This window comes from Clostridium sp. OS1-26, from assembly GCF_030915445.1.
Lineage (GTDB): Bacteria > Bacillota > Clostridia > Clostridiales > Clostridiaceae > Clostridium_AM.
The window spans coordinates 5,841,015-5,866,322 of record NZ_CP133264.1; the positions used below are offsets into that span (position 1 = coordinate 5,841,015).

Consider the following 25,308-nt stretch of genomic DNA (forward strand, 5'->3'; position numbering starts at 1 on the left):
ATCCTTCCTAAACTAATTTGCTTTTTCTAAATCATTTATCGGTATACTTCTCGTATGTAATGTATGACTCCATTCTTTATTGTTCTTATCTATAATTCCCTGTACAGAGATTGGGAACCATGTAATAGCATATATAGGATATATCAAATAATATAAAAATACTTTCAAATTAAGCTTTTTTTCTAGTATTAATATAAACGGTGTATACACAAATTGAAATATCGCAAATAATACAGCAACTATTTTAACCAAATTAAAATCAATATTATATATTGATAAATTAAAATTAGACATTATATTAAGGGCTTTCATACCAGATTTAACAACTCCAGTTACAGCTGATATGCCAAGTAAAATTGTTATTATAGGTTGTATACTATATAGCGCACAATCTAATGCAACAAAACTACCTTTAGATATTGACCTTTTAACCAACTTGAAAAAGTATCTACTTGATACATCTGCAAAACCCTGCATCCATCTTTTTCTCTGCCACCATGACTGTGCTAATGTCAAAGGTTTTTCGTCATATATTATTGCATTGTGTGCCCAACCTACTTTATGTCCATGTAGAACCAGCTTACAGGTAAACTCTAAATCCTCTGTTAAACAGGTAGCTCCCCAACCTAGCTCCTTAAGTATATCCGTATCAATACAGAACCCTGTGCCACCTAATTGACTGGACAATCCCATATTACTTCTTGACAATTGAAACATTCTATTGCAGGTCCAAAAGGCTATGGAATAACTTCCGGTAATCCATGTATCCTCTGGATTTTTACTATCAAGGTAACCTTGAACTACTTTATATCCTTCGCAGAGTTTTTTGTTCATCTCTTTCAGAAAATCTCTATGAGCTAAATTATCAGCATCAAATATTGCTACAGCATCATATTTTTTTTCCATATTAAATATTTTATCGAACATCCACTCTAATGCATAGCCCTTGCCTCTTTTTTCCTTATTTGTTCTTTCGTATACAATAGCGCCTTTTTCTCTAGCTTTTTGCGCTGTCTTATCTTTACAGTTGTCAGCAATCACAAATATATCATATAGCTCACTCGGATACTCAAGCCTTTGTAAACTTTCAACTATATCTCCAATAACAATTTCCTCATTGTGTGCTGCCACAATCAGTGCAAAGCTCTTCTTAGGTTCTACCTCTTCATGTTCATCTTTTTTATATATACCAAAGAAAGATACTAATAAGTAATATATTGTTACAGCGTATACCATATGTGTTAGGATCCAAGAGGTATCATTGATTATTTCTTTAAATATGCTCACTATCAATCCCCCCTAATTCAAAGTTATTTTAGCATAAATACATATTAATTACTATAGAATTTATAATAAATTTATTAAATTTATTTATTCTTCAACTTCAAATTTAAAATTTAGGCATCTGAAAGAAAATAGCAAGTCAAAGATGCGACGGATATTTTGTGCCAGACAAGGAGGCAGGTTCCGCAGGTAGTGAACCCTATCTAAGGGTTCTGCTGACGCAGTATGGCTCAAAATAGACTAGTATACTTATTAGTTATTTTTTTGAAGATGCCTTACAACCTTATTTAATAGTTTTCTAATATATAATCAAAAATATAATTAATTATGAGCTAAATATAGAAAAACATATTATAAATTAAGTTAATTTTTATTATTGCAATTTTTTTCAATTTTAATTTACTTTAAGACTGTATGGCTTATTTGTCATTAGCCAACCTATGTGGTATCATATAATTAATATAACTATAAACTATTATTATAGTACAGTACTAGAAAAGGGGGTAGAGCCTTATGAGGCGCTACGAACTGATCTTTTATATCGATTTGAGAAGGCTTCATAAAAAAGATGAATCATTTGGATAGATCCTCTAATATTGAATTTTTATAATTGAATATTGAGGAGGATTTATTATGAACGCCACTATTGAAAAAGTTGAAAATGTTAATATTCCAAATACTGAAATAGAAGTTTCAAAGGAAGTTGATAAAGATAGTCATAAAAAAGATCAATATTGCTTAAAAATGCTTGATTATTTCATATTTTAATAAAAATAGGACCTTAAGGGTCCTATTTTTATTAAAATAAATTATTATGCACTAAAGTGAAATAATTCTGGAAAGCATATCTCTATCTGATGCATAACTTAGTGCGGATTCATATGATACTAATCCCTTTTTATAGAGTTCGGATAAAGACATGTCCATAGTCTTCATTCCGTATTTTCCTCCAGTTTGTATTGATGACTCAAGTTGATGAGTTTTTCCTTCTCTAATCATATTCTGTATTGCAGCATTAGCAACCATTATTTCTACCGCTGCCACTCTTCCATCTCCATCAGCTTTAGGCAAAAGCTGCTGAGATATTATGCCTTGAATAACTGCTGCTAGCTGTATCTTAATCTGCTGTTGCTGATACGGAGGAAACACGTCTATTATTCTATCAATCGTTTTAGCTGCCCCTATTGTATGTAGTGTTGATAAGACTAAATGTCCTGTTTCCGCAGCAGTTAAAGCAATGGATATAGTTTCTAGATCTCTCATCTCTCCTACAAGTATAACGTCAGGATCTTCTCTTAAAACAGATTTAAGGGCATTAGCATAGCTTAAGCTATCCTTTCCTATTTCTCTTTGATTTATTATAGATTTATTATGCTTATGCAAATACTCAATTGGATCCTCAAGCGTAATTATATGAGCTGGTCTGCTAGAATTAATTTCATTTATCATTGCAGCCAAAGTTGTACTTTTACCGGAACCTGTTGGGCCAGTTACTAATACAAGTCCTCTTTGGTTGGATATAAGTTCCTTTATAACAGATGGAAATTGAAGTTCATTTAACGTAGGAATCTTTAATCCAACGACTCTTATTGCAATTGCCGAGCTTCCTCTTTGCTTGAATAAGTTAACTCTAAATCTTCCAATTCCTGACACGGAAAAAGATGTGTCTAATTCTCCTATTTTTATGTAATTATCATAGTATTCCCCTGAAATTTCTTTAGCATAAGCCTCTGTATCTGCTGGTTGTAGTTTTTCATTTCCTACATGCTTTAATTGTCCATTTACTCTTATAACCGGAGGTACCCCAACAGTTAAATGTAAATCTGAAGCATTCTGTTTTATTGTTATTGCTAATAATTCTTTTAATGTTATCACTTTTAGTTCCCCTTTCACAGTCTTTGCTGTATATAAAAATTGTATGATATCTGTAACAATACGATTATCCTCTTTAGTAACTCATTAAAATCTTATCATTAAAGTATTATTATGCTTAATTATCGTTTAATGTTGTTAAATTTAAATATCTTACTAATTAAATTTTAATAATATCTAACTTATGTTATTCTACAATTTTTATCAAATTCCTCTTATTTATGTGTAAAATTTTAATAAATTGCCTTTTTATTCATTATCTTAACTAATAATAAAAAATTTAGTTAACAAATTACAAATATTAAAAACTGAGAATCAGTAATAAAGAATTGATTCAATTCTTTCTACTAACTCTCAGTTGTTTAAGTTATTTTTTTCCATAATTCAACTCTTTATATAGCTTTTTAAGTGCTCTCTTTTCTATTCTAGATACATAAGACCTAGATATTCCAAGAATTTTAGCTATCTCCCTTTGAGTTTTTGGCTGCCCCTCTAATAATCCATATCTCATTTCTACTACTTTTCTTTCTCTTTCTGATAAACATGAGTTTATTTTCGAGTATAGTTTTTTAATTTGCATCTTATTTTCTACAATTTCTATTATGGAATCTTCTTCACTGCTAAGTACATCCATTAGGGATATTTCATTTCCTTCCTTATCGATACCAATTGGATCCTGTAAATATACTTCACTTTTAGTTTTCTTATTATTTCTAATAAGCATAAGTATTTCATTTTCAATGCACTTTGCTGCATAGGTCGCGAGTCTCGTACCTTTAGATGCATCAAAAGAATCTATGGCTTTTATTAAACCGACTGTTCCGATAGATATTAAATCATCTACTTCTTTTCCCGGATAGGAATATTTTTTTACTATATGGGCCACTAGCCTTAAATTTCTTTCTACAAGAATACTTTTGGCTAAAGTGTCTCCATCTTTAAGTTTTTTTAAATAATACTCCTCCTCCTTATCGTTTAAAGGTTGAGGAAAGGAACTTGTATTTGTTACGTAGGCAGTTAAGAAAAACATACTGCCCATAATATCTAATAAGCAATTTGCTAAATACACGGGATGCTCCTCCTAATAGTGCTTATTAATATATTATGAAGCAAAACTAAAAAAAGTGCATGAACTATATAAATTTATTTTCCCAAATATTGTGATGCTGCATTTACAATATCTTTAAAAATTGGTGCTGCAGTACTACCTCCGCTCTCTTTATCTTTATCAATATCTTGAACAAAGACAGTCATGGAGTAATATTTGTCTTTTATCTTAAAAAATCCTATAAACCATCCATCTGAGTGAGTTTCTGGTTGACCAGTCTGTTTTGATAGCTCTACTCTTGTAGTACTTCCTGTTTTTCCACCTATTTCCACATTATCTATATAAGCAGCTTGAGCAGTACCCTTTCTTACTACTTTTATCATTTGATTTTTCATAATATTTGCAGTAGACTTTTCAATAACAGGACGCTGCTCTGTTGATAAGCTTTCGATCTCAGTATTGTTATCATCTACATAACCATCTATGATATACGGCTTGACATATGCACCATTATTAGCAACAGTATTAGCAATACTTATAGCTTCAATAGGAGTTATTCTCAAATTTTGACCTATAGAGGCAAGCCCCACACTTCCATCACTAACCTTAGGGGCCTTAACTTCAAGAGCACCTTGTTTTTCACTATCAAATCCCAGAACTTTTTCAAATAGCCCTTGTGATTTTGCATTATCATAAAAATTATTAAAGCCTACCTTTGCTCCAATTTGTGCAAATATATCATTGCAAGAGACCACAAGTGCTTCCTCTGGTGTTAAGGTACCATGTTTACTATGGCTTTCTAATTCAATTAACCCTCTGCAAGTAAAGTTATCCGTTGTACTTATAGTCTTTCTATCTAATCCAGCTTCTTCAACAATAACTTTAAATATAGATCCTGGAAAAAATCCATGATTAGTAGCTACTCCTAAATTAACGTTAGGTTTACTATCATCCTTCTGAACTAAGGCTTTTATTTTACCAGTATCAGCTTCCATTAAAACTACACCTATTTGTTGAAAACTCTTATTTTTATCGTTATTTAGAATTTCCTTTATCTTATCTTCTATGTTTTTATCAACGGTTAACCTTACATTTATATTATTTTTGGGTAATTCAGTTTTTTCTTCAACTATAGCTCCATTTACATCTCTATCAAAAATAATTTGAGGCTTTTTATTTAATTTGGTTTTATTACTAATCTGCATTTCTAAAGAATCCTGTGGCTTTCGTTCATTATTATCTGTTCTCTTAGTATTAATTAAAAGATTTTCTATTTTCCATGCCTCACCTTTTTCTAATGCAGAATAAGTATACACATAAAAACCTTTTATCTCCTTGATATCTTTTAACTTATTATAAGTACTCTCATCTATTTCATAATAAATTTTTTTGCTGATGTTCAAAACCCCAGCTTTTGACAAATCATAATCATTATTGTAATTTCGCAGTATGTACATAAGTGTTAAAATTTTATCCTGCTCTGTATCCAGATTATTTTTCGCAAATATTTCTGGGGATATAACAACATAATATTTTTTATTATAATTAAGCAACTGTTTTCCATTACAATCGAATAATTGATAACTTGCATCTGTTATATCTTCCTTATAAGAATACTGTGAATCAGCCATTACGCTCAATTTATCAGATTTAAAGTACTGAAATTTAACTATTCTAAAATATAAGATACTAAGCAAAGTTATAAAGATTCCAAAGACTACATATTGCCTTTTTCTTATTATCAATCTACTGACTTTTATCATCATAATAAAAACACCTCATCTCAGACAAGATTTTGTCCAAAATAAGGTTTTTTATTCACCATTCTATTCTTCTTTTGCAATATATGCTTTATATTTGCTACCATTATGTCTATGGCCACTTTATTATGACCGCCTTCTGGTATTATTATATCCGCATATCTTTTAGTAGGTTCAATAAATTGCATGTGCATTGGTCTTACAACATTTAAATATTGATTTATAACAGAATCGACTGTTCTTCCTCTTTCGTTGATATCTCTTACTAGTCTTCTTATTATTCTAACATCCGCATCAGTATCTACGTATATTTTTATATCTAAAATATCTCTTAACTCTTTTTCTTGAAGAACTAATATTCCTTCAACAATTATTATTTCTCTAGATTCTACTCTTATAGTCTCCTGCTTTCTATTGTGAACCTCAAAATCATATATTGGCTTATTAATAGTTTTGCCATTTAACAATGACTTTAAATGTTCTACAAGCAATGGCGTATCAAATGCATTAGGATGATCATAATTTGTTTTTGTTCTATCTTCTATTGAAAGGTGACTTTGATCTTTATAATAAGAGTCCTGTTCAATCATAGCAATACATTCTTCATTAAATTTTGTATATATCTCTTTAGCAATTGTGCTCTTACCTGAACCAGTTCCTCCAGTAATTCCTATAAGAATTGGACGTTTCATTAGTTATCCCCCTCTTAATATATTTCTAACTATTAATCTTACTTTTTATTAGTATATCATCTTTTTCTAGCTCTATATCTGTCTTAACTGTAAATATCATCTGAGCTGAAGGAGCTGATTGTATCTTTTCACCTTTACTATTTCTCATATCATCTAGCTTTATCTCAAAGTTGTCTCCTATTGGTCTTAAAACCTCTACTGTATCTCCTTCAAGCACCTTGTTTCTTTGTTCTATTGTAGCTAGTCCTGTATTCTTATCGTGATCTCTTACTATACCTACTATATCATAATCTCTTATATATGATGAAGTTTCATATGTTTGCTTATTTGGATCTCCAAAATAAAATCCAGTGAAATATACTCTATGGCTTGCCTTTCCAAGATCATCTAACCATTTTTTCTGAAATACATATTCTTCTGGATTATCAAAATATGCATCTATAGCCTGCCTATATGATTTTACTATACTAGCCACATAATATGCACTTTTCATTCTTCCTTCTATTTTAAACGAATCTATACCGGACTGAATTAATTCTGGTATATGCTCAATCATACATAAATCCTTAGAGTTCAGTATATATGCACCTTTTTCGTCTTCAACAACAGGAAAATACTCACCAGGTCTTTTTTCCTCTACAAGATAGTATTTATATCTGCAAGGTTGAGCACACTGTCCCCTATTTGAATCTCTTCCTGTCATATAGTTTGATATTACACACCTTCCTGAGTATGCCATACACATAGATCCATGGACAAAGGCTTCTAGCTCGCAAGATTCTGGAATATTTCTTTTAATACCTTTTATTTCTTCTAATGACAATTCTCTTGCAAGAACTATTCTTTTAACTCCTTGCTTATGCCAAAATATTGCTGATTTCCAGTTCACATTATTAGCTTGTGTGCTCAAATGTATTTCTAACTCTGGAACCACTTCTCTTGCAGTCATTATTATTCCTGGATCAGATACTATTATAGCATCTACATTTAGATCATATAAATATTTCAAGTACTCTTCTAATCCAATCAAATCTTCATTGTGGGAAAAGACATTTATAGTAACAAATACTTTTTTCCCTCTTGAATGAGCATACTCTACTCCTTCTCTTAGTTCTTCATCTGTAAAGTTATCTGCAAAAGCTCTTAAATTAAGTTTGCTTCCTCCAAGATATACAGCATCTGCACCAAAATTTATAGCTGTTTTTAGCTTTTCTAGATTACCTGCTGGTGCCAATAGTTCTGGTTTTTTCATATTTATTAATTCCTCCTTAAGGTAACTGCAATACCATCTCCCATAGGAATAATAGAAGTAATGAATTTATCATCTTGGGATACAGTGTCTAGATATTCTCTCATTCTTTTAACTATAGTTACCTTTCTTCTCTCTACTAATTCATCGGAAGCAATCATTCCTCTAAATAAAACATTATCAGCAATTATTACTCCATTTTCACTTAAAAGTCTCATACAATGTGGTAAAAAATGATTATAATGTCCTTTCCCAGCATCCATAAATATTAAATCATATTTATCATCTAACTTTTCTAAAACCTCTAAGCAGTCTCCCTGTATAATATTTATTTTATCCTTTAGTCCTGATTTTTCAATATTATTTTGAGCTAACTCTATCATTTTTAAGTCTCTTTCAACTGTTGTAATGGAACTTTCTCCCTTCGAACTTACACTCATAAGTATTGCTGAATATCCAATAGCAGTACCTAGTTCTAGAATTTTTAGAGGTCTCTTTATTTTAATCATCACTTCTAAAAATTTAGCTACTTCTTTATGAATTATAGGGACAAAATTGCTATGCGCATAATCTTCTAGTTCTTTTAATATGCCACTGTGGTCCTTTATAAGCCCTCTTATATATTCTTCCATGTAATCATATGTAATTCCGCTCATTTAATCCTCCAACCTTACACTAAGTTAAATTTCTATGAGTTATTTTATATATTAATTCTTTATAATATGAGTAGTTGACAGCTATATTAAAATCAATCTGCCAACTACTCATATATTTTTATTAATTTATATTACTCACCTTGTGTTACCTTCTTTACCTCAAGAAACTTCTTCTCATTATCTGTAAAAAAGTGAGTTCCATCATTTTTTGAAACAAAGAATAAATAATTAGTATTATCAGGATTTATTGCTGCTTTAATACACTCTTTTCCCGGATTAGAAATAGGTCCTATAGGCAGCCCATTTACAATATACGTATTGTAAGGCGAATTCACCTTTAAATCGTTATAATATAACTTATCCTTGTGTACACCTAATGCATATAAAACCGTTGCACAAGATTGAAGCTTCATGCCTTTTTTTAATCTATTATAGAATACAGATGCCGCCTTACCTCTTTCATCCTGCCTATCAACTTCTTTTTCTATAATTGATGCCATAGTTATTATCTTATCTAAGTCTTGGTTATTAATATTTTTACCAGTTTCTATTTGAATATTATTAATTACTTTAGAAAATCTTTTTAACATAACATCAATTATCTCTTTTCCTTCTGTTCCTTTTAGAAATTCATAGGTATCAGGAAAAAGATAGCCTTCCAAAGCGTACTTTCTTTTCGGGTCATTTTTTATAAAGTCTGGAATATTATATTCCTTACAACTTTTAATAAAATCCACTTTATTTATTATACCTTTTTTCTCTAATAAAGCGGCAATATGCTCTAAATCATATCCTTCTGGTATAACAATTTTTACAGGCTGGTCATCTTTAATTCCTTTGTTTAAATATCGAATAAGTTGCTCTAAAGAAATATTTTCTGAAAAAGAATACTGTCCTGGCTTAACATCCTGTTTAATATTATTCTTTTTTATATAAGCCTTAACAAAATAAACATTTCGCACGCTATTTTGCTTCTTCAGGCTGTCTATAACATTATTTAAGTTTTCTCCACTATTTACTGTAAACTGAATCTTACTGTCCTGTGATTTTAAAGGATGTCTCGCTATACTAACCTTTAAATATAATGCTGAGCTAGCTAATATAATTAGAATAACAAGGCAGAATAAAAAGACCTTCAGAAAACTTTTTCTCTTCATCGTAACATAGCCCCTTTTTATTTTCTTCTCATGGACTTCCTTCTCATGTCAGAATTTAAAATTTTCTTTCTCATTCTTATATTCTTAGGAGTTATTTCTACAAGTTCATCTGATGCTATAAACTCAAGACTTTGCTCTAGGGACATTTGAGTTACAGGTACTAATTTTAAAGCTTCATCTGCTCCTGAAGATCTTGTATTTGATAACTGTTTTTTCTTACATACATTAACATCAATGTCTTCTGCTCTTGAAGATTCTCCAGCTATCATTCCTTGATAAACATCCATTCCTGCTGGTATAAATAATATTCCTCTTTCCTGTGCATTAAATAATCCATAAGTGATTGATGTTCCAGTTTCAAATACTACAATTGATCCCCTAGTTCTTTCTGGAATTTCACCTCTATACTCTTCATAATCATGAAGAACGTGATTCATTATACCGTTACCCTTAGTATCAGTCATAAATTCATTTCTAAAGCCTATAAGACCTCTTGCTGGAACTTTAAATTCAAGTCTTGTATATCCATTAACAGCTGATGTCATATTTACCATTTCTGCCTTTCTAGGTCCTAACTTTTCCATAACAGGTCCCATAAATTCTTCTGGAACGTCTATTGTAAGGTACTCTATTGGCTCTAACTTCTTTCCATCTTCTTCTTTGAATATAACAGAAGGCTTAGATACTTGGAATTCATATCCTTCTCTTCTCATAGTCTCAATTAAAACTGAAAGATGAAGTTCACCTCTTCCACTTACTTTGAAGCAATCAGCTGAATCTGTTTCTTCAACTCTTAAAGATACATTTGTTTCCAATTCCTTAATTAATCTATCTCTTAAATGTCTTGATGTAACATAATCTCCATCCTGTCCAGCAAATGGTGAATCATTAACCATGAAGTTCATACTTAATGTAGGTTCATCTATTTCTACAAAAGGAAGTGCTTCAGGGGCATTTATATCTGCTAATGTTTCTCCTATATTTATATCTGGAATACCTGCCACTGCTACTATATCACCAAGCTTTGCGACCTCTGTTTCTTCTTTCTTAAGTCCATTATAAACATATAGATTTGAAACTTTAACATTATCTACCTTTCCATCTTTTCTTATAAGCGCTACTTGCTGGTTCTTTTTAATGCTTCCTCTTTCTATTTTACCAATTCCTATTTTTCCTACATATTCGTTGTAATCAATTGTAGTAACTAGCATTTGAAATGGCTTATCTAAATGTCCTTCTGGTGATGGTACATTTTTTATAATAGCTTCAAATAGAGGTCCCATATTAGTTGAATCATCTTCTAATTCTTTTTTTGCAAATCCAGCTCTTGCAGAACAATATACTACTGGGAAATCTAATTGGTCGTCATTTGCTCCAAGTTCTACAAATAAATCAAACACTTCGTCTAGTACATCCGCTGCTCTTTCATCTGGTCTGTCTATTTTATTTATAACAACTATTGGATTTAAATTCAATTCTAAAGCTTTCTTTAAAACAAACTTAGTTTGAGGCATAGGTCCTTCATAGGCATCTACAACAAGTAAAACACTATCTACCATTTTAAGTACACGCTCAACCTCTCCACCAAAGTCTGCGTGGCCTGGAGTGTCTACTATATTTATTTTAACTCCATTGTGCATTACAGCAGTATTTTTAGAAAGTATAGTTATTCCTCTTTCTTTTTCAAGGTCATTTGAATCCATTACTCTTTCATTAACTTTCTCATTTTCTCTAAAAACGTGACTTTGTCTCAAAAGAGCATCAACTAATGTTGTCTTACCATGGTCAACGTGGGCAATTATAGCCACATTTCTTATATCGTTTCTTACAAATAAATTCATTATTATTCCTCCAAATTAAATAAATAATTTTTATATATCTGTTGATTTATAAATAAAACATGAGTAAATAGGTTATAATCATACGGTAAATTGTTGCAAGTTCTAGTTCCATTACGCAAACAGAACAATAAAGTGTTATTTTATTTATAAATCAACAGTAGATAATTCTTTTACCGTTAAACACTCAAAAAAATTGGATACTTTCTAGTACCCAATTTTTGCTCACTCTATCTATTTTATTATTATAGTCTGAAAAAGTCAACTTATGTAGAATTTTATTTATTCATTCCAAAAGTAAAATCTATGCCTATAGCATCATTTAATATCTTAAGTACATCATCCCACATAATGCTGAATCTTTGTTCTGCTTGAAGATATTCACTAACTGAAGCATTCATTGAAATAACGGTACCTATGTTTCTAAGCTTTTCTTGAATCTCTTCAGATACTGATCCATTTTGCATATGCTGAGTATATGCTTCAATTTGAAGCTTTCTAAAATCATCAAGTATTTTTCTGCTGGAATCATCACCTTCAATTTTCTTACTAGCTTCTTTAAGTTTTGCAACTTCGTTACATTTACCTAATTCTCTTGCAAATTCATGAGCTTTGTCATAGATATTCATAATATATTCTCCTTTAACATAATTGAAAATTGAGAATGATTAAATATATATTCATTCTCAATCTTATAAATCTTATATTTCCATAATTATAGGCAATATCATTGGTTTTCTCTTTGTCTTTTCATATAGGAACATTCTTAACACTTCTTTTATGTTAGATTTTATACTAGCCCATTCAGTTATATGTTTTTCCTCACATTCTCTTAAGGCATCTCTAACTAACTCTCTAGCCTCACCCATTAGGTCTTCAGATTCTCTAACATATACAAATCCTCTTGAAATGATATCTGGACCTGCAATTACACTACCAGATTCCTTTTCAATAGTAACTACTACAGTAAGTATTCCATCCTGTGAGAGATGTTTTCTATCTCTTAATACTATATTACCAACATCTCCAACTCCAAGCCCATCAACAAATACCTGACCAGATACTACTGTTCCATTCTTTCTTATAGCATCTCTGCTTACCTCTATAACTTCCCCATTGTCACCAATTATAATATTATTTGATGGCATGCCAAGTTTAATCGCAAGCTCTGCATGTTGCTTTAAATGTCTATACTCACCATGAACTGGTATAAAAAACTTAGGTTTTACAAGAGTATGCATAAGTTTTAATTCTTCCTGGCAAGCATGACCAGAAACATGTACATCTGCCAATGACTCATAAATAACTTCTGCACCCTTTTTAAATAATTGATTTATAACTCTTGATATAAGTTTTTCATTTCCTGGTATAGGGTTTGCAGATATCACTACCATATCCCCTGGAAGAATACTGATTTTTTTGTGTTCTGAAGCCGCCATTCTTGAAAGCGCCGACATAGGTTCTCCTTGGCTACCAGTAGTTATAATAACAATTTTGCTTTCTGGATATTTATTTATATTATCAACATTTATAAATATATCTTTGTCAGCATCAATGTATCCAAGTTCCATACCTACTTCCATTATATTTTCCATGCTTCTTCCGGAAACAGCAACTTTTCTATCATACTTTATTGCAGCTCTAATGATTTGCTGTATTCTATGAACATGGGAAGCAAATGTAGCTACTATTATTCTTCCTCTTGCACTAGAAAAAATATCCTCAAAAGTCTCTCCTACTATACTTTCAGACATGGTATATCCTGGTCTTTCAACATTAGTACTATCCGCAAGCATCGCGAGTACACCTTTTTTGCCGAGTTCAGCAAATCTTGTTAGATCAGCTACACACCCATCAATTGGAGTATAGTCTATTTTAAAATCTCCTGTATGTAATACAATCCCCACTGGAGTATGAATTGCAATTGCTACGGAATCTGCGATGCTATGGCTTGTTCTTATGAACTCCACTGATATACTTTCAAGCTTTACTATATCTCTTGGCTTTACACACTTTAAATCTACAACGCTAAGCAAGTTATGTTCTTTTAATTTAGTTTGAACAATTCCTAACGTCAATTTCGTGCCATATACAGGAACGTTCATCTCTTTCAGTACGTATGGTAACGCTCCTATATGATCTTCATGACCATGAGTTAGAAATATTCCTTTTACCTTATCTATATTTTTTTGAAGATAGCTTATATCCGGTATTACCACGTCTATACCAAGCATTTCTTCATCAGGAAATTTCAGCCCACAATCTATTACAATTATGTCATTTTTATACTCTATGGCGGTTAAATTTTTTCCTATTTCATTTAATCCACCTAATGGAATAATTTTTACTTTATCTTTTTCTTTGCGCAAAAATCCTCCCCTCCTTCTTCATATATTAATTTAAATTATTTTATTTATTTTTTAATGCAGTCATCACATATCCCATAAAACTTAACACTGTGGTTAGTAATTTTAAAGTTATACTTTTCAACTATTTCATTTTCTAAAACTTCTAGTAAATCTCCCTCTACCTCAATTACTTTTCCACAGTTAGTACATACAAGGTGATGATGCTGATGATTTTCTTCTTCATGTACTAGCTCATATCTATTACAACCATCGTTAAGGTCCAACTTACATATTACGCCCAATTCCTCTAATAGTTGTACTGTTCTGTAAACTGTAGCAAGACCTATTTCTGGACATTCTTTTTTCACAAGATCATATAACTCTTCAGTTGTTAAATGACTGCCTTCATTTCTTATTATTATATCTACTATAGCTCTTCTTTGTGGTGTAAGCTTATATCCTTTTTCCTTTAAATTACTTTTTAATTTTTCAATTTCTTCAGACGAAAGCTTTGCCATCATAATAACCCCGCTTTAAAATTTATTTTTAGTATTAGTTTCAAATTTTAGTTTAATACTAAAATTTTTCATTGTCAATTGAAAATCAATTAATACTAAAATTAAACTCCTCTTACTAACGCCAGAGGAGTAAATAGAGCCTAATTAAGTTCATCCTCGCTGAACAATGTTTCATATGCTTCAGAAACAATTGCAAATTCGTCATCATCTTCTACAGTAACCAATATTTCATTTCCCTCTTCATCTTTGTCAATTCTAAGTACAATTGCTTCATCAGTGCTTTCTTCATCACTGTCTTTTGGTACAACTACTACGTACTCTTTGTCCTCTATATCCATCTTTGTTATTACTTCAAATTCTATTTCATTTCCATCTTCATCATTTAAAACTATGCTTGTTACATCATTTTCCATGAATTTTCACCTCTCAAAATTTAATATTTTATTCTCAAATAATAATCCATCCATATAATTCCATTACATAATATGTAATTATAATATCTCTTTTACTTTTTTGCAATACTATCTAAGTATCCCTGAAGTATGTATATAGCTGCCATTTTATCTACAATTTTCTTTCGCTTTGCACGAGATAAATCCGCTTCCAGCATAGCTCTATGAGCAGCTACTGTAGTTAGTCTTTCATCCCACATATTAATCGGTAAATTAATATCTTCCTTTATTAGGTCGCAAAAACTTATTACCTTTTCACTCTGAGGTCCTAAAGTTCCATTCATATTTTTAGGAAGTCCAGCTACAATAGATTCTACACTATATTCCTCACAAATTTTTTTAATCTCTTCTAGGTCTTTTTCAGTGCTTTTTCTCCTAATGGTTGTAATTCCCTGGGCTGTAAGTCCAAGGGGATCACATACTGCAACACCTATAGTTCTATCTCCTATATCTAATCCTAGTATTCTCATGTTATTCTCCTAATTATTATGTTCAAATTTAAAATAAAAATGCCCATAAGGGCATTTTTATTTTACCCGACACTCAAACTTCATTAATCCACTACTAGCTTATCACTTAAACACGAAAACTGTAACCTCTGTATGAGTGACGTTAAATTTTCATATAAAGTAAAATGAAACTCCTCTTCCTTCAGTCAGAGGAGCAATGGACCATCATAAAGCCTTACTTTATCCCTAAATACGCTTTTAAAACCTCTTCTAATATTTCGTCTCTTTCAAGCTTTCTTACTAGTGATCTTGCACCATTATAATTTGTAATATATGTTGGATCACCAGAAATTAAGTAGCCTACAAGCTGATTCACGGGATTATAACCTTTTTTAATTAGTGAATCGTAAATTTCAGTTAATATCTCCTTAGTCAAATCCTTTTTATTTTTAGAAATATCAAACTGAATAGTATTATCGTTTCCCATTTTCTCACCCCGCTAACAATATCTATTAACTATATTATAGCCCATATTTATAAAAATGTATACTATTTAACCAGTTTTTCCACAATTGAAGCACAGCTTCCTATAGCTTCATCTAACTTTTCTGGAAGCTTTCCACCTGCCTGCGCCATATCTGGTCTTCCACCACCGCCTCCTCCAGCGATAGATGCAACTTCTTTTATAATTTTTCCGCAATGAACACCCTTTTCAATTGCAGCTTTAGATGCCATCGCTACAAATTGAGCTTTTCCCTCAGCTACACTTCCAAGAACTACAACGCACTCTCCTGCTTTACTTCTAATTTTATCTGCAAGTTCTCTAAGAGCATTGCCATCAATATCTCTAAGCGTTCCTGTAAGAAGCCTAACTCCATTTATTTCCTTAAAATTATTTAATATTTCATCTTCTGAACCGCTTGCAAGTTTAGCCTTTAACTCTTCGATTTCTCTTTCTTTTTCTTTTAGCTCAGCAAATTGTACATCTAATCTATGCAAAACTTCTTTTTCTCCACACTTTAATCTATTTGCAATTTCTTTCAAAAGATTATTTTTTTCTTCAACAAGTGCAAGAGCTGTAGGCCCTGTAACTGCCTCAATTCTTCTTATTCCAGCCGCAACACCAGCTTCTGATACTATTTTAAATAGACCGATTTCTCCCGAGTTTCCTACGTGAGTTCCTCCACACAATTCCTTGCTAAAATTCCCCACTACAACTACTCTTACTTCATCTTTATATTTTCCATCAAATAATGCAATTGCTCCACTTTCTCTAGCTTCTTCTAAAGTCATAACTTGAGTTTCAACATTTAGGACTTTCATAATATTTTCATTTACTAGATTTTCTATCTTTTTAAGTTCCTCAACACTTGCAGCCTCAAAGTGATTAAAATCAAATCTTAGTCTCTCATCATCAACATATGAACCTGATTGATGCACATGCTCTCCTAAGACTTTTCTTAATGCTTCATTTAGAATATGAGTAGCTGTATGGTTTCTTCTTATATTGTTTCTTCTTTCTTCATTTACACTTAGTGTAGTTTCTTCATCTAAACTGATGTTTCCTGAAACTACTTTAATAAAATGCAATACTTTTCCAGCGACATTCTTTTTACAGTCTAAAACTTCTGCTTTAAAGGATCCTGCAAACATTATTCCTTTATCACCTACTTGACCTCCCATTTCTGCATAAAAAGGAGTTTCTTCAGTGATTATAATGCCTTTTTCACCTTCACAAAGCTGATTTACAAATTCCTCTCCCTTTATTAAAATTTTTACCTTTGAATTTAATTCTAGAGTATTATAGCCATTAAATTCAGTTTCTATGTCTAAAGGAATTTTGTTTAATATTGTGTCTTTAGCACCCATATAGTTAGTTTCTTCTCTAGCCGCTCTTGCTCTTTCCCTCTGATTTTGCATTTCTTTATTAAAACCATCTAAATCTACTGTCATACCTTTTTCTTCAAGTATTTCTTGAGTAAGCTCTATTGGGAAACCATAAGTGTCATATAATTTAAAAGCTCTTTCTCCAGATAGTACAAATGCACTATTATTTTGAAGATCTTCTATATATTCATTTACTATGTGCATTCCACTATCTATAGTTTCATCGAATCTTTCTTCCTCTAATTTTATGACCTTCTTAATATAATCTCTTTTTTCTTTAAGTTCTGGATAGTTTCCACTTGAACTATCTATAACTACATCTGTTAGCTTATACAAAAATCCTTCATTTATTCCTAAGGATTTTCCGTGTTTTGCAGCTCTTCTTAAAAGCCTTCTAAGAACATACCCTCTTCCTTCATTAGATGGTAAAATTCCATCACTAGTCATAAAGGTTACACTTCTAATATGGTCAGTCATAACTCTCATTGAAATATCAGTTTTTTCATCTTTGCCGTATTCTACATCCGCCATTTTACTTATTTCATCAAGTATTGATCTCAAAGTATCAACTTCAAATATGTTATTTTTACCTTGCATTATTACAGCAATTCTCTCTAGTCCCATTCCTGTATCTATATTAGGATTTGCAAGTCTATTATAATTTCCCGCTTCATCCTTATCAAACTGTGTAAATACAAGATTCCAAAACTCAATTACCCTATCTTCATCTGAGGCTTTAACAAATTCCTCTGCACTATTTAATTTTCCTTCTCCTCTGTCAAAGTGTATTTCTGAACAAGGTCCACAAGGTCCAACACCTAACTCCCAAAAGTTATCATCTTTTCCTAACCTAAATATTCTTGAAGGATCAATATCTGTTTTATTAGTCCATATGTCAAAAGACTCATCATCATCTAAATAAATAGTTACGTACAATTTATCTTTAGGAAGCTTTAAAACTTCTGTTGTAAATTCCCACGCCCATGGAATAATCTCTTCCTTAAAATAATCTCCAAATGAGAAGTTTCCAAGCATCTCAAAGAAGGTTCCGTGTCTAGAAGTTTTTCCTACATTTTCTATGTCTCCAGTTCTTATACATTTTTGAGAAGTAGTAATTCTAGTTTTTGGTGGAGTCTGCATACCTGTAAAATATGGCTTTAAAGGTGCCATACCTGCATTTATTAAGAGTAAGCTCTTATCATTTTTAGGTATAAGTGAATAACTTGGCAGTCTCAAATGACCTTTACTTTCAAAAAACTTAAATACATCTCTCTGATTTGATTTAAGCCTAACTTTTCCATTGTCATCTCTCCTTTGTAATTTAAATTTATTTAATAAAAAAAACCCTCATCCCGTAAGGGACGAAAGTTCATTCCGTGGTACCACCCTAATTCTCAGCTTTCATAGTATTTATGATTTATTCTAATAAATACTTATTTCCCGTATAAGCTTGATCTCTTTAAGTAATATGACTCCTGGACTGCTTCAATATATGTTACAAGAAGTTTTCACCAAGCACTTCCTCTCTTTGTGTAACAGAGTATATTTACTCCTTCCAATCATTGTCTTAATATCTAATTATGATACAAATTATAAATAAAAATATAATCCGTGTCAATATTTGTTTTTATAGTTAAATTCAAAAAGAAAAACTAAAATATATTTAATACTTTTACAAAAATTCTAAAATAGATAGTAGTTTAGATCTTCGTATACTATTTTTATTATAACTCCAATTGGAATTGCCAGTATCATTCCTAAAAAACCCGCAGCCTTTCCCCCATTATCAGTAGTAATATTACTACTAAAGGATGCATACTAATACTATCACCAGTTATTTTCGGAGAAATTATATTTCCTTCAATCTGCTGCAGAAGATATAACCATATACATGTATATATCGCTTTTTCCGGAGAATCTACTAAGGCTATAAATATTGCAGGAATTGCTCCAAATATTGGTCCAAAATATGGAACTATATTAAAAAATGCGTTTAATATGGATAAAATCACTGGGAAATCTACTTTTAAAAAAATAAGAATTATGAAGGTTGCTATTCCAATAAGTAAACATAAAAGTAACTGACTTACAATATATCTTCCAAGTATTTTGTCTATATCACAGCCTATCTTTCTTACCATAGTCCTACTTTTAATCGGAAAAAAATTTAATATCTTATTTCCTATACTGTGACCATCTGATAAAAAATAGTATGATATTATAGGTACTACAGCTATAGTAACAATATTTTGACCGATGTTTAGTGCAGATTCAAATATGTTTGTAAAAAATCCTATTGTCTGATTGTTTATCCTATTATGTAACTTGTCAATTACAATATACATCGTTTTATTGTTACTTAAGGGTTTTAGTTTAGAATAGAATTTATCTACAAGTCTTTGAATATTATCAAAGGTTGTATTTATATTTAAACTTTCCTTAAATATTGATGGTATTAATAATGTAACTGCAGCTATAACTGTTAGTATTAGTACGCATATCAATGCCAATGCTGCTGTTCTCCTGCTCATTCCATATTGCTGCATCTTTTTTTGCAATGGCCTTACAGTATATGCAATTACAAAGGATATAAATAGTAAATATAGAACCTCCCTAATAATGGAGTTTTTAAGACATAGAAATATTATCAGCAGTATACCTACAAGGAGTATTATGTATTTAAAGAGTATCTTTCTTTCTATTTTTTTCATTTACATCATCTTCCATAAACAATTTATGCGGTAAACTTGTAAAATTGAGGTTTGCGTTTCTTTCGTTATAAAGCATATTTTTTTCTCCTAGCATTAAATTATTTATTAATATTATTTTTTTGCCTGATATAAAATTTGTAATAAAACCTGTAGATATTATCACTGCTCCTATGATAAAAGAATCTTCATCGAATAAAATATCTTCAATCATTCCTATTATATTGCCTCTTCTGTCTTTAACATCCATTCCTTTAATATCTTTAAATTCTAGAAATTTTCCTTTAAATGTTTCAGTAGTAACCATAACTGAATTAAAACCTACTATGCATTCAGTCATAACATTTAAATTTTTCCTTAACAAACTAGTAGATGATATATTAAATCCAACTACTTTTTTTTTATTAAAATCTATTAATATATCATTGATAAATCCGAGTTTCTTGCCATTTACACTTATCACATCCATAAGCATAAAATCTCTTGTTCTATACATACTATCACCTCATGATATATAAATAAAGCAAGTTTCACTTTATCTTTTAGTATGTTTTCCAATAATACTAAGAAATATAACTATTAAAAAATAAAGCCATTAGCAATAGCTAATGACTTTATTTTTATTCTCCGTGTACGTGGTCATGAATATGTTCTGAATGAGTTTTCATTTCCCAAGGCTCTAATCCTACTGACTCTCTATAATTGTTTATTGCTTTGTGGATAGCTTCCTCTGCTAACACTGAGCAGTGCATCTTAACAGGTGGAAGTCCGTCTAATGCTTCTGCAACAGCCTTGTTAGTTAAATTCCATGCATCTTCTACAGTTTTTCCCTTTATGAGTTCTGTAGCCATACTTGATGAAGCTATAGCTGATCCACATCCAAAAGTCTTAAATTTTACATCTTTTATTATATTATCTTCTACTTTTATATAAATTTTCATTATATCTCCACATTGTGGGTTTCCAACTTCCCCTACTCCGTTCGCATCTTCAATTTCACCAACGTTTCTAGGATTTCTAAAATGTTCCATAACCTTTTCACTATACATCATAATTATTTACCTCCGAATTATTACTTTTGATTTTTTATAAAATCTTCCCAGAATGGTGACATCTCTCTTCTTCTCTTAACTATTCTTGGAATTACTTCTAGTGCATATTCAACTTCTTCATCAGTGGTTCCTGCTCCAAGACTTAATCTTAATGAACCATGTGCTACGCCATGAGATAAACCTATAGATAAAAGTACATGTGAAGGATCTAGTGATCCTGATGCACAGGCGCTTCCTGTTGAAGCAAATATTCCTTCATCATTTAAATCTAGAAGTAAAGTTTCTCCTTCTATTCCTATAAAGCTTAAGTTAACGTTTCCAGGCATCCTGTTTTCGCCTATAGGTCCATTTATTTTAACATGAGGTACTCTTTCAACCAATCCATTTAGAAGTCTATCTCTAAGAGCTCTTAATCTATTAGATTCTGTTTCTAATTCTTCTACAGCAAGTTCAACAGCTTTTCCAAGCCCAACTATTCCTGGAACATTTTCTGTAGAAGCTCTCTTACCTTTTTCTTGTCCGCCGCCATGAATTAGGTTTTCAATTTTTATTCCTTTTCTTAAGTACATTGCACCTACACCTTTTGGTCCATAGAATTTATGTCCAGCCATTGAAAGTGCGTCTATATTCATTTCCTTTACATCTATTACAACGTGGCCTAAAGCTTGAACTGCATCTGTATGGAAGAAAACCTTCTTCTCTTTGCATAGCTTTCCTATCTCAGCTATTGGCTGAATAGAACCTATTTCGTTATTTGCAAACATTATTGATACAAGTATTGTTTTATCTGTAATAGCGTTTTTTAAATCCTCTAAACTTATTATTCCATATTCATCTACTGGAAGATATGTTACTTCAAATCCATTTTTTTCAAGAAACTTGCAAGCATGTAATATAGCATGATGCTCAATTTTAGTTGTTATGATGTGATTGCCTTTATTTTTATGAGCAAGTGCTATACCTTTTAATATCCAGTTATCACTTTCTGATCCACCTGCTGTAAAGAATATTTCATCCTTTTCTGCATTTATAGCTTTAGCTACTCTTTCTCTTGCAGTGTTAACTGCTTTTCTAGGAACATCTGACATTGAGTATAATGAGGATGGATTTCCGAAATGTTCTGTAAAATAAGGAATCATTTCCTCTAATACTTCTGGTTTTGTATAAGTAGTAGCTGAATAGTCCATGTAAACTTTTTTATTATTCATTGATTTTATCCCCTTTCACTCTATTTGATTTCATTTTATTATAATCGTCTACCATATCTTGGAGTGTTGTAGACTCCATAACGGTATCAATACTCTCTTTTATTCTTGACCATAAAAGTCTAGTAGCACAACATTCTATATTACTGCAGGAATTCTCACTATTCCCATCTATACAGTCTGATATTTCGATAGGGCCTTCTAGTACTCTCATGATATCGGATATTTTTGTATCCTTGGGAGCTCTGCTCAATATGTATCCGCCTTGAGCACCTCTTATACTTTTTATTAGATTTGCCTTTCTAAGTGGAGAGAACAGCTGCTCAAGATAATATTCCGAAATATTCTGTCTTTCCGATATACTTTTTATGGATGATGGTTCCTCACCGAAATGAATAGCCAAGTCAACCATAGCTTTTACACCATATCTACCTTTAGTTGATAGTTTCACTTAACCACTCCCTTCAATGTTGAGTGTTTTACTATGCTTTCATTTTTATAATAACAAAGCCGAGTAAAATTGTCAACAATAAATATAGAAAAACTTGTAATACTCAATGTTATTTTGCCCATTCCATCAAAAGTTCCTTCATAGTGTCTTTAGCATAGCTAGAATCTGCTTTTTCTACCTTAGCTCCTGAGAGCTTTTTAACCACACCATAACTTTTTTCTAGCGAAAGACTTCCTTCTTTTCCTGTAAGTACCCATAAAATTTTATAGTTTACTGGGATACAACTTAATTTTACTTCACCTAATCCATCGGTGAAATAAATTAGAAAATGATTTGCCATTCTGTGCTTGTTCATATATTCAATTACAGGCGAAAATGCAGTACCTCCTCTAGTGTCTAGCTTTTTCTTTACATCTTTTTTGCTTTTTACTTTATATACTCTTCTTATTTGATTATCACATTCTATTATAGTTATTTCAGAAGTATGAATTTTTATTATTCCAAAAATTTCTTTCATAATTTGATCTATTTCTTTATCTGTTATACTTCCACTTATATCAATAGCGACAACAATTTGAGCAGTATATTTTGAAAGCTTTCCACGTAAATCAAACCTTTCAGGTTGTCGTCTATCTTTTCTTGTTATAGTCTTTTTATAACCGGACGGATTAGTTCCTATAGCTCTTTTCAAATAATTCTGCCATGAAATTTCAGGCTTAATATTTAGTCCATCTATAATTTTTTCAAATGCAGAAGGAATCTTACCCTTTGCTGCATTGTCTGCAGTCTTTTTTATTAGATCTTTTATCTGCTCAAAATTAAAAGGCTCTTCTGAACTCTCCCATAAGTCATGAGCATGTGCAGAATCATGGGACTTTTTCATAAAATCTAGTTCTTTGCTGTCCTTATTCTCCAAAATTTCTAATCCTTTGGACGATTTAAGTTTATCAATACCCTCTTGAATGAGTCTTGCATATTCCTCAAAAGGTAAATCTCTTGGCAAATCTATATTATAGCTTAGAGCTACATTCTTTATGTTATCTGACCAAGCAGGCATATGGTTTATATATTGATTAATTGAAATATCCATTGCACTATTTATTGCAGTAGAGCAGTATTTTTCCTTTAAATTTTTTGCTCTTTTTAAATGATTATACATAATATGATAAACTTCATGTTTTAACAAAGCTTTCATCTCTTTTAAAGAACATTGAAGAAAAATGTAAGGATTAAAATATATTGTAAAATAAGACATAGATGCCGCATTACCTACCGCTGTCGGCAAATCCAATCTAATTTCCCTTTTCATCTGCATAGTAAATAGTGCAAAAAAGTTATCTTCTTCTTCCATCATAGAAAATGTACATATTTCTATTAACTTGAAAAAATTCGCCCTAAATTCATCTGTCATACTCTCAGGACCTTCCCACTGCATCACTTCATTAAATAAATCTATTCTTAATTTATCAAATTTATTGTTTTCGCTCATTTTCTCCTTCCTCTCTAAAATTAAATCTGATCATACATCGAAAAATAACCTTCCACAAAAGCTTCTTCATTTAAGAATTCAACATAAAGGCTATTTTCATAATTCCACTTTATTTCTTTCATAATTCCCATTTTTAAATCCATTGGATATAGCTGAAGAAATTTTGAAAATAATTTAATTTCCCTTTCTCTGACCTCTAAATTGCTTAAATATGCTAAAGCATTTTTAGCTGTTAAATATAGTCTAGAGTGACTTTCTTTGTTGGCCTTCTCCACTAATTCTTCTTTTATTTCTTCTTCTAAGAATATTTCTTCTGGTGTAATTAATGAATTAGTATAGTTCTCTAAATAATTGTAAAAATCTTGTGCAACGCTTGGACCTACATTGCCTTTAACCACGTTAAATAAAATTTTTGAAGGTACCTTTCCTTCACTTCTTAAATAAACCTTGTATGCATTTGATATTCTCTCCCAGCTTCTTGGAGTAGCTTTAATACTCTCTTGGGAATATGGAGTATGTAAATACTCCGGAAAGCTGGCAATAAACTCCACTATACGTTGATGAATATTTTCTTCTCCATTTAGGTTGTTTTTTTCCATTCCCCATCTTAACCATTCCTTAACATCTGCGTCCAATTCAATCCATACAAATCTATCTTCCTGAGCAGAGTCCATATCAACTACTTGATAATTACTTTCTGAAAAAGCATCATATTTACTAGAGGGATTCATAGCTGCTATAACTTTTACATTGTCAGGCATTAAATATCCATTTATTTCTCTATTTAAAATTATATTCATAAGTTCTTGCTGTACACTATGCTCACATCTATTAATTTCGTCAATAAATAATATTATATTTTTACTTGGCTCTTTTTTAAAAATTTCATCTATTTCTAGCAATTTTGTATGAATTGCATATACTGTTTTTCTTCTTGTAACTTCCCTTCCGTTAACTTCAACTGTGTACTCCTGAACCGTTGGTAATCCTCCAATTTCACCTTCTTTAAGTATATTTGCATCTATTGTAATATGATGATATCCTTCCTTTTGCGCCAATCTTTTTATAAGTGCAGTTTTTCCTATACCACTTTCTCCTATAATAAGTGGCACTGCTCCACTTTTTATTACTAAGTCTGTTGTTAACATAGCATCTGTAAAATTCATATACGTCATCTCCTTACATCAGTTTTA

General features: G+C 31.2%; 23 protein-coding genes, 1 pseudogene and 1 other annotated feature. Of the genes and pseudogenes, 1 reads left to right on the plus strand and 23 read right to left on the minus strand.

All coding sequences use genetic code 11. The features are described from left to right. Nucleotides 1-12: 12 nt before the first annotated feature. Nucleotides 13-1,287 carry a glycosyltransferase family 2 protein gene (locus RCG18_RS28730; protein ID WP_308039380.1) on the minus strand — a complete coding sequence of 425 codons (1,275 nt, stop codon included), beginning with the start codon at nucleotides 1,285-1,287 and terminating at the stop codon, nucleotides 13-15. 630 nt (nucleotides 1,288-1,917) lie between these two features. On the opposite strand from RCG18_RS28730, the gene RCG18_RS28735 reads away from it, so the two are divergent. After that, a complete protein-coding gene (locus tag RCG18_RS28735) occupies nucleotides 1,918-2,052 on the plus strand; it encodes a hypothetical protein (RefSeq protein WP_308039381.1) in 135 nt (44 codons plus the stop codon). Between the two features lie 51 nt (nucleotides 2,053-2,103). On the opposite strand, the gene RCG18_RS28740 is transcribed toward RCG18_RS28735, so the two are convergent. From RCG18_RS28740 to RCG18_RS28845, 22 genes and pseudogenes are all read right to left on the minus strand, one after another. After that, a complete protein-coding gene (locus RCG18_RS28740; protein ID WP_308039382.1) occupies nucleotides 2,104-3,159 on the minus strand; it encodes a type IV pilus twitching motility protein PilT in 1,056 nt (351 codons plus the stop codon). 364 nt (nucleotides 3,160-3,523) lie between these two features. Further along, on the minus strand, nucleotides 3,524-4,225 hold the full coding sequence (gene sigK, locus RCG18_RS28745; RefSeq protein ID WP_178907924.1) for an RNA polymerase sporulation sigma factor SigK: 702 nt from the start codon (nucleotides 4,223-4,225) through the stop codon (nucleotides 3,524-3,526). 74 nt (nucleotides 4,226-4,299) lie between these two features. Next, the gene (locus tag RCG18_RS28750) at nucleotides 4,300-5,970 is read right to left on the minus strand and encodes a penicillin-binding transpeptidase domain-containing protein (protein WP_308039383.1); all 1,671 of its coding nucleotides are present in this window, start codon (nucleotides 5,968-5,970) and stop codon (nucleotides 4,300-4,302) included. A 17-nt stretch (nucleotides 5,971-5,987) separates the two neighbouring features. Continuing rightward, nucleotides 5,988-6,656, minus strand: a complete 669-nt coding sequence (gene udk, locus RCG18_RS28755) for a uridine kinase (RefSeq protein WP_308039384.1) — start codon at nucleotides 6,654-6,656, stop codon at nucleotides 5,988-5,990. Nucleotides 6,657-6,681: 25 nt separating this feature from the next. Beyond that, nucleotides 6,682-7,908 carry a U32 family peptidase gene (locus tag RCG18_RS28760; protein WP_308039385.1) on the minus strand — a complete coding sequence of 409 codons (1,227 nt, stop codon included), beginning with the start codon at nucleotides 7,906-7,908 and terminating at the stop codon, nucleotides 6,682-6,684. A gap of 5 nt (nucleotides 7,909-7,913) precedes the next feature. Then, nucleotides 7,914-8,561 carry an O-methyltransferase gene (locus RCG18_RS28765; RefSeq protein WP_308039387.1) on the minus strand — a complete coding sequence of 216 codons (648 nt, stop codon included), beginning with the start codon at nucleotides 8,559-8,561 and terminating at the stop codon, nucleotides 7,914-7,916. Between the two features lie 131 nt (nucleotides 8,562-8,692). Continuing rightward, nucleotides 8,693-9,718, minus strand: a complete 1,026-nt coding sequence (mltG, locus tag RCG18_RS28770; protein WP_308039388.1) for an endolytic transglycosylase MltG — start codon at nucleotides 9,716-9,718, stop codon at nucleotides 8,693-8,695. A 17-nt stretch (nucleotides 9,719-9,735) separates the two neighbouring features. Further along, nucleotides 9,736-11,559 (minus strand): translational GTPase TypA, encoded by a 1,824-nt coding sequence (gene typA, locus RCG18_RS28775; RefSeq protein WP_308039389.1) that lies wholly within the window; start codon nucleotides 11,557-11,559, stop codon nucleotides 9,736-9,738. 275 nt (nucleotides 11,560-11,834) lie between these two features. Further along, the gene (locus RCG18_RS28780) at nucleotides 11,835-12,185 is read right to left on the minus strand and encodes a YlbF family regulator (RefSeq protein ID WP_308039390.1); all 351 of its coding nucleotides are present in this window, start codon (nucleotides 12,183-12,185) and stop codon (nucleotides 11,835-11,837) included. A gap of 72 nt (nucleotides 12,186-12,257) precedes the next feature. Further along, a complete protein-coding gene (locus tag RCG18_RS28785) occupies nucleotides 12,258-13,925 on the minus strand; it encodes a ribonuclease J (protein ID WP_308039391.1) in 1,668 nt (555 codons plus the stop codon). 44 nt (nucleotides 13,926-13,969) lie between these two features. Further along, complete coding sequence (locus RCG18_RS28790; protein WP_178907934.1) at nucleotides 13,970-14,422, minus strand: Fur family transcriptional regulator; 453 nt, start codon at nucleotides 14,420-14,422, stop codon at nucleotides 13,970-13,972. 140 nt (nucleotides 14,423-14,562) lie between these two features. Then, the gene (locus RCG18_RS28795; protein WP_211143363.1) at nucleotides 14,563-14,835 is read right to left on the minus strand and encodes a DUF1292 domain-containing protein; all 273 of its coding nucleotides are present in this window, start codon (nucleotides 14,833-14,835) and stop codon (nucleotides 14,563-14,565) included. A gap of 92 nt (nucleotides 14,836-14,927) precedes the next feature. Continuing rightward, entirely contained in the window at nucleotides 14,928-15,344 is a 417-nt protein-coding gene (gene ruvX, locus RCG18_RS28800; protein WP_308039392.1) for a Holliday junction resolvase RuvX, read from the minus strand. Nucleotides 15,345-15,558: 214 nt separating this feature from the next. Beyond that, on the minus strand, nucleotides 15,559-15,810 hold the full coding sequence (locus RCG18_RS28805; RefSeq protein ID WP_178907914.1) for an IreB family regulatory phosphoprotein: 252 nt from the start codon (nucleotides 15,808-15,810) through the stop codon (nucleotides 15,559-15,561). 62 nt (nucleotides 15,811-15,872) lie between these two features. Continuing rightward, nucleotides 15,873-18,511, minus strand: a pseudogene (alaS, locus tag RCG18_RS28810) (alanine--tRNA ligase). Nucleotides 18,512-18,564: 53 nt separating this feature from the next. Then, nucleotides 18,565-18,782 (minus strand) — a binding site (T-box leader). Nucleotides 18,783-18,967: 185 nt separating this feature from the next. Next, the gene (locus RCG18_RS28815; protein WP_308039393.1) at nucleotides 18,968-19,921 is read right to left on the minus strand and encodes an AI-2E family transporter; all 954 of its coding nucleotides are present in this window, start codon (nucleotides 19,919-19,921) and stop codon (nucleotides 18,968-18,970) included. Beyond that, nucleotides 19,890-20,414: a PRC-barrel domain-containing protein gene (locus RCG18_RS28820; RefSeq protein ID WP_308039394.1), complete on the minus strand. Its 525-nt coding sequence runs from the start codon at nucleotides 20,412-20,414 to the stop codon at nucleotides 19,890-19,892. Before RCG18_RS28820 ends, RCG18_RS28815 begins: the two co-directional genes overlap by 32 nt. Before the next feature lie 124 nt (nucleotides 20,415-20,538). Further along, entirely contained in the window at nucleotides 20,539-20,967 is a 429-nt protein-coding gene (gene nifU, locus RCG18_RS28825) for a Fe-S cluster assembly scaffold protein NifU (protein ID WP_211143385.1), read from the minus strand. 23 nt (nucleotides 20,968-20,990) lie between these two features. Beyond that, nucleotides 20,991-22,178: a cysteine desulfurase NifS gene (gene nifS / locus RCG18_RS28830; RefSeq protein WP_308039395.1), complete on the minus strand. Its 1,188-nt coding sequence runs from the start codon at nucleotides 22,176-22,178 to the stop codon at nucleotides 20,991-20,993. Beyond that, a complete protein-coding gene (locus tag RCG18_RS28835) occupies nucleotides 22,171-22,626 on the minus strand; it encodes an Rrf2 family transcriptional regulator (protein WP_308039396.1) in 456 nt (151 codons plus the stop codon). The genes nifS and RCG18_RS28835 overlap by 8 nt, the downstream gene beginning before the upstream one ends. A 109-nt stretch (nucleotides 22,627-22,735) precedes the next feature. Beyond that, nucleotides 22,736-24,115 carry a VWA-like domain-containing protein gene (locus tag RCG18_RS28840; protein WP_308039397.1) on the minus strand — a complete coding sequence of 460 codons (1,380 nt, stop codon included), beginning with the start codon at nucleotides 24,113-24,115 and terminating at the stop codon, nucleotides 22,736-22,738. A 20-nt stretch (nucleotides 24,116-24,135) separates the two neighbouring features. Then, nucleotides 24,136-25,281 (minus strand): ATP-binding protein, encoded by a 1,146-nt coding sequence (locus RCG18_RS28845; RefSeq protein WP_308039398.1) that lies wholly within the window; start codon nucleotides 25,279-25,281, stop codon nucleotides 24,136-24,138. Nucleotides 25,282-25,308: the final 27 nt, after the last annotated feature.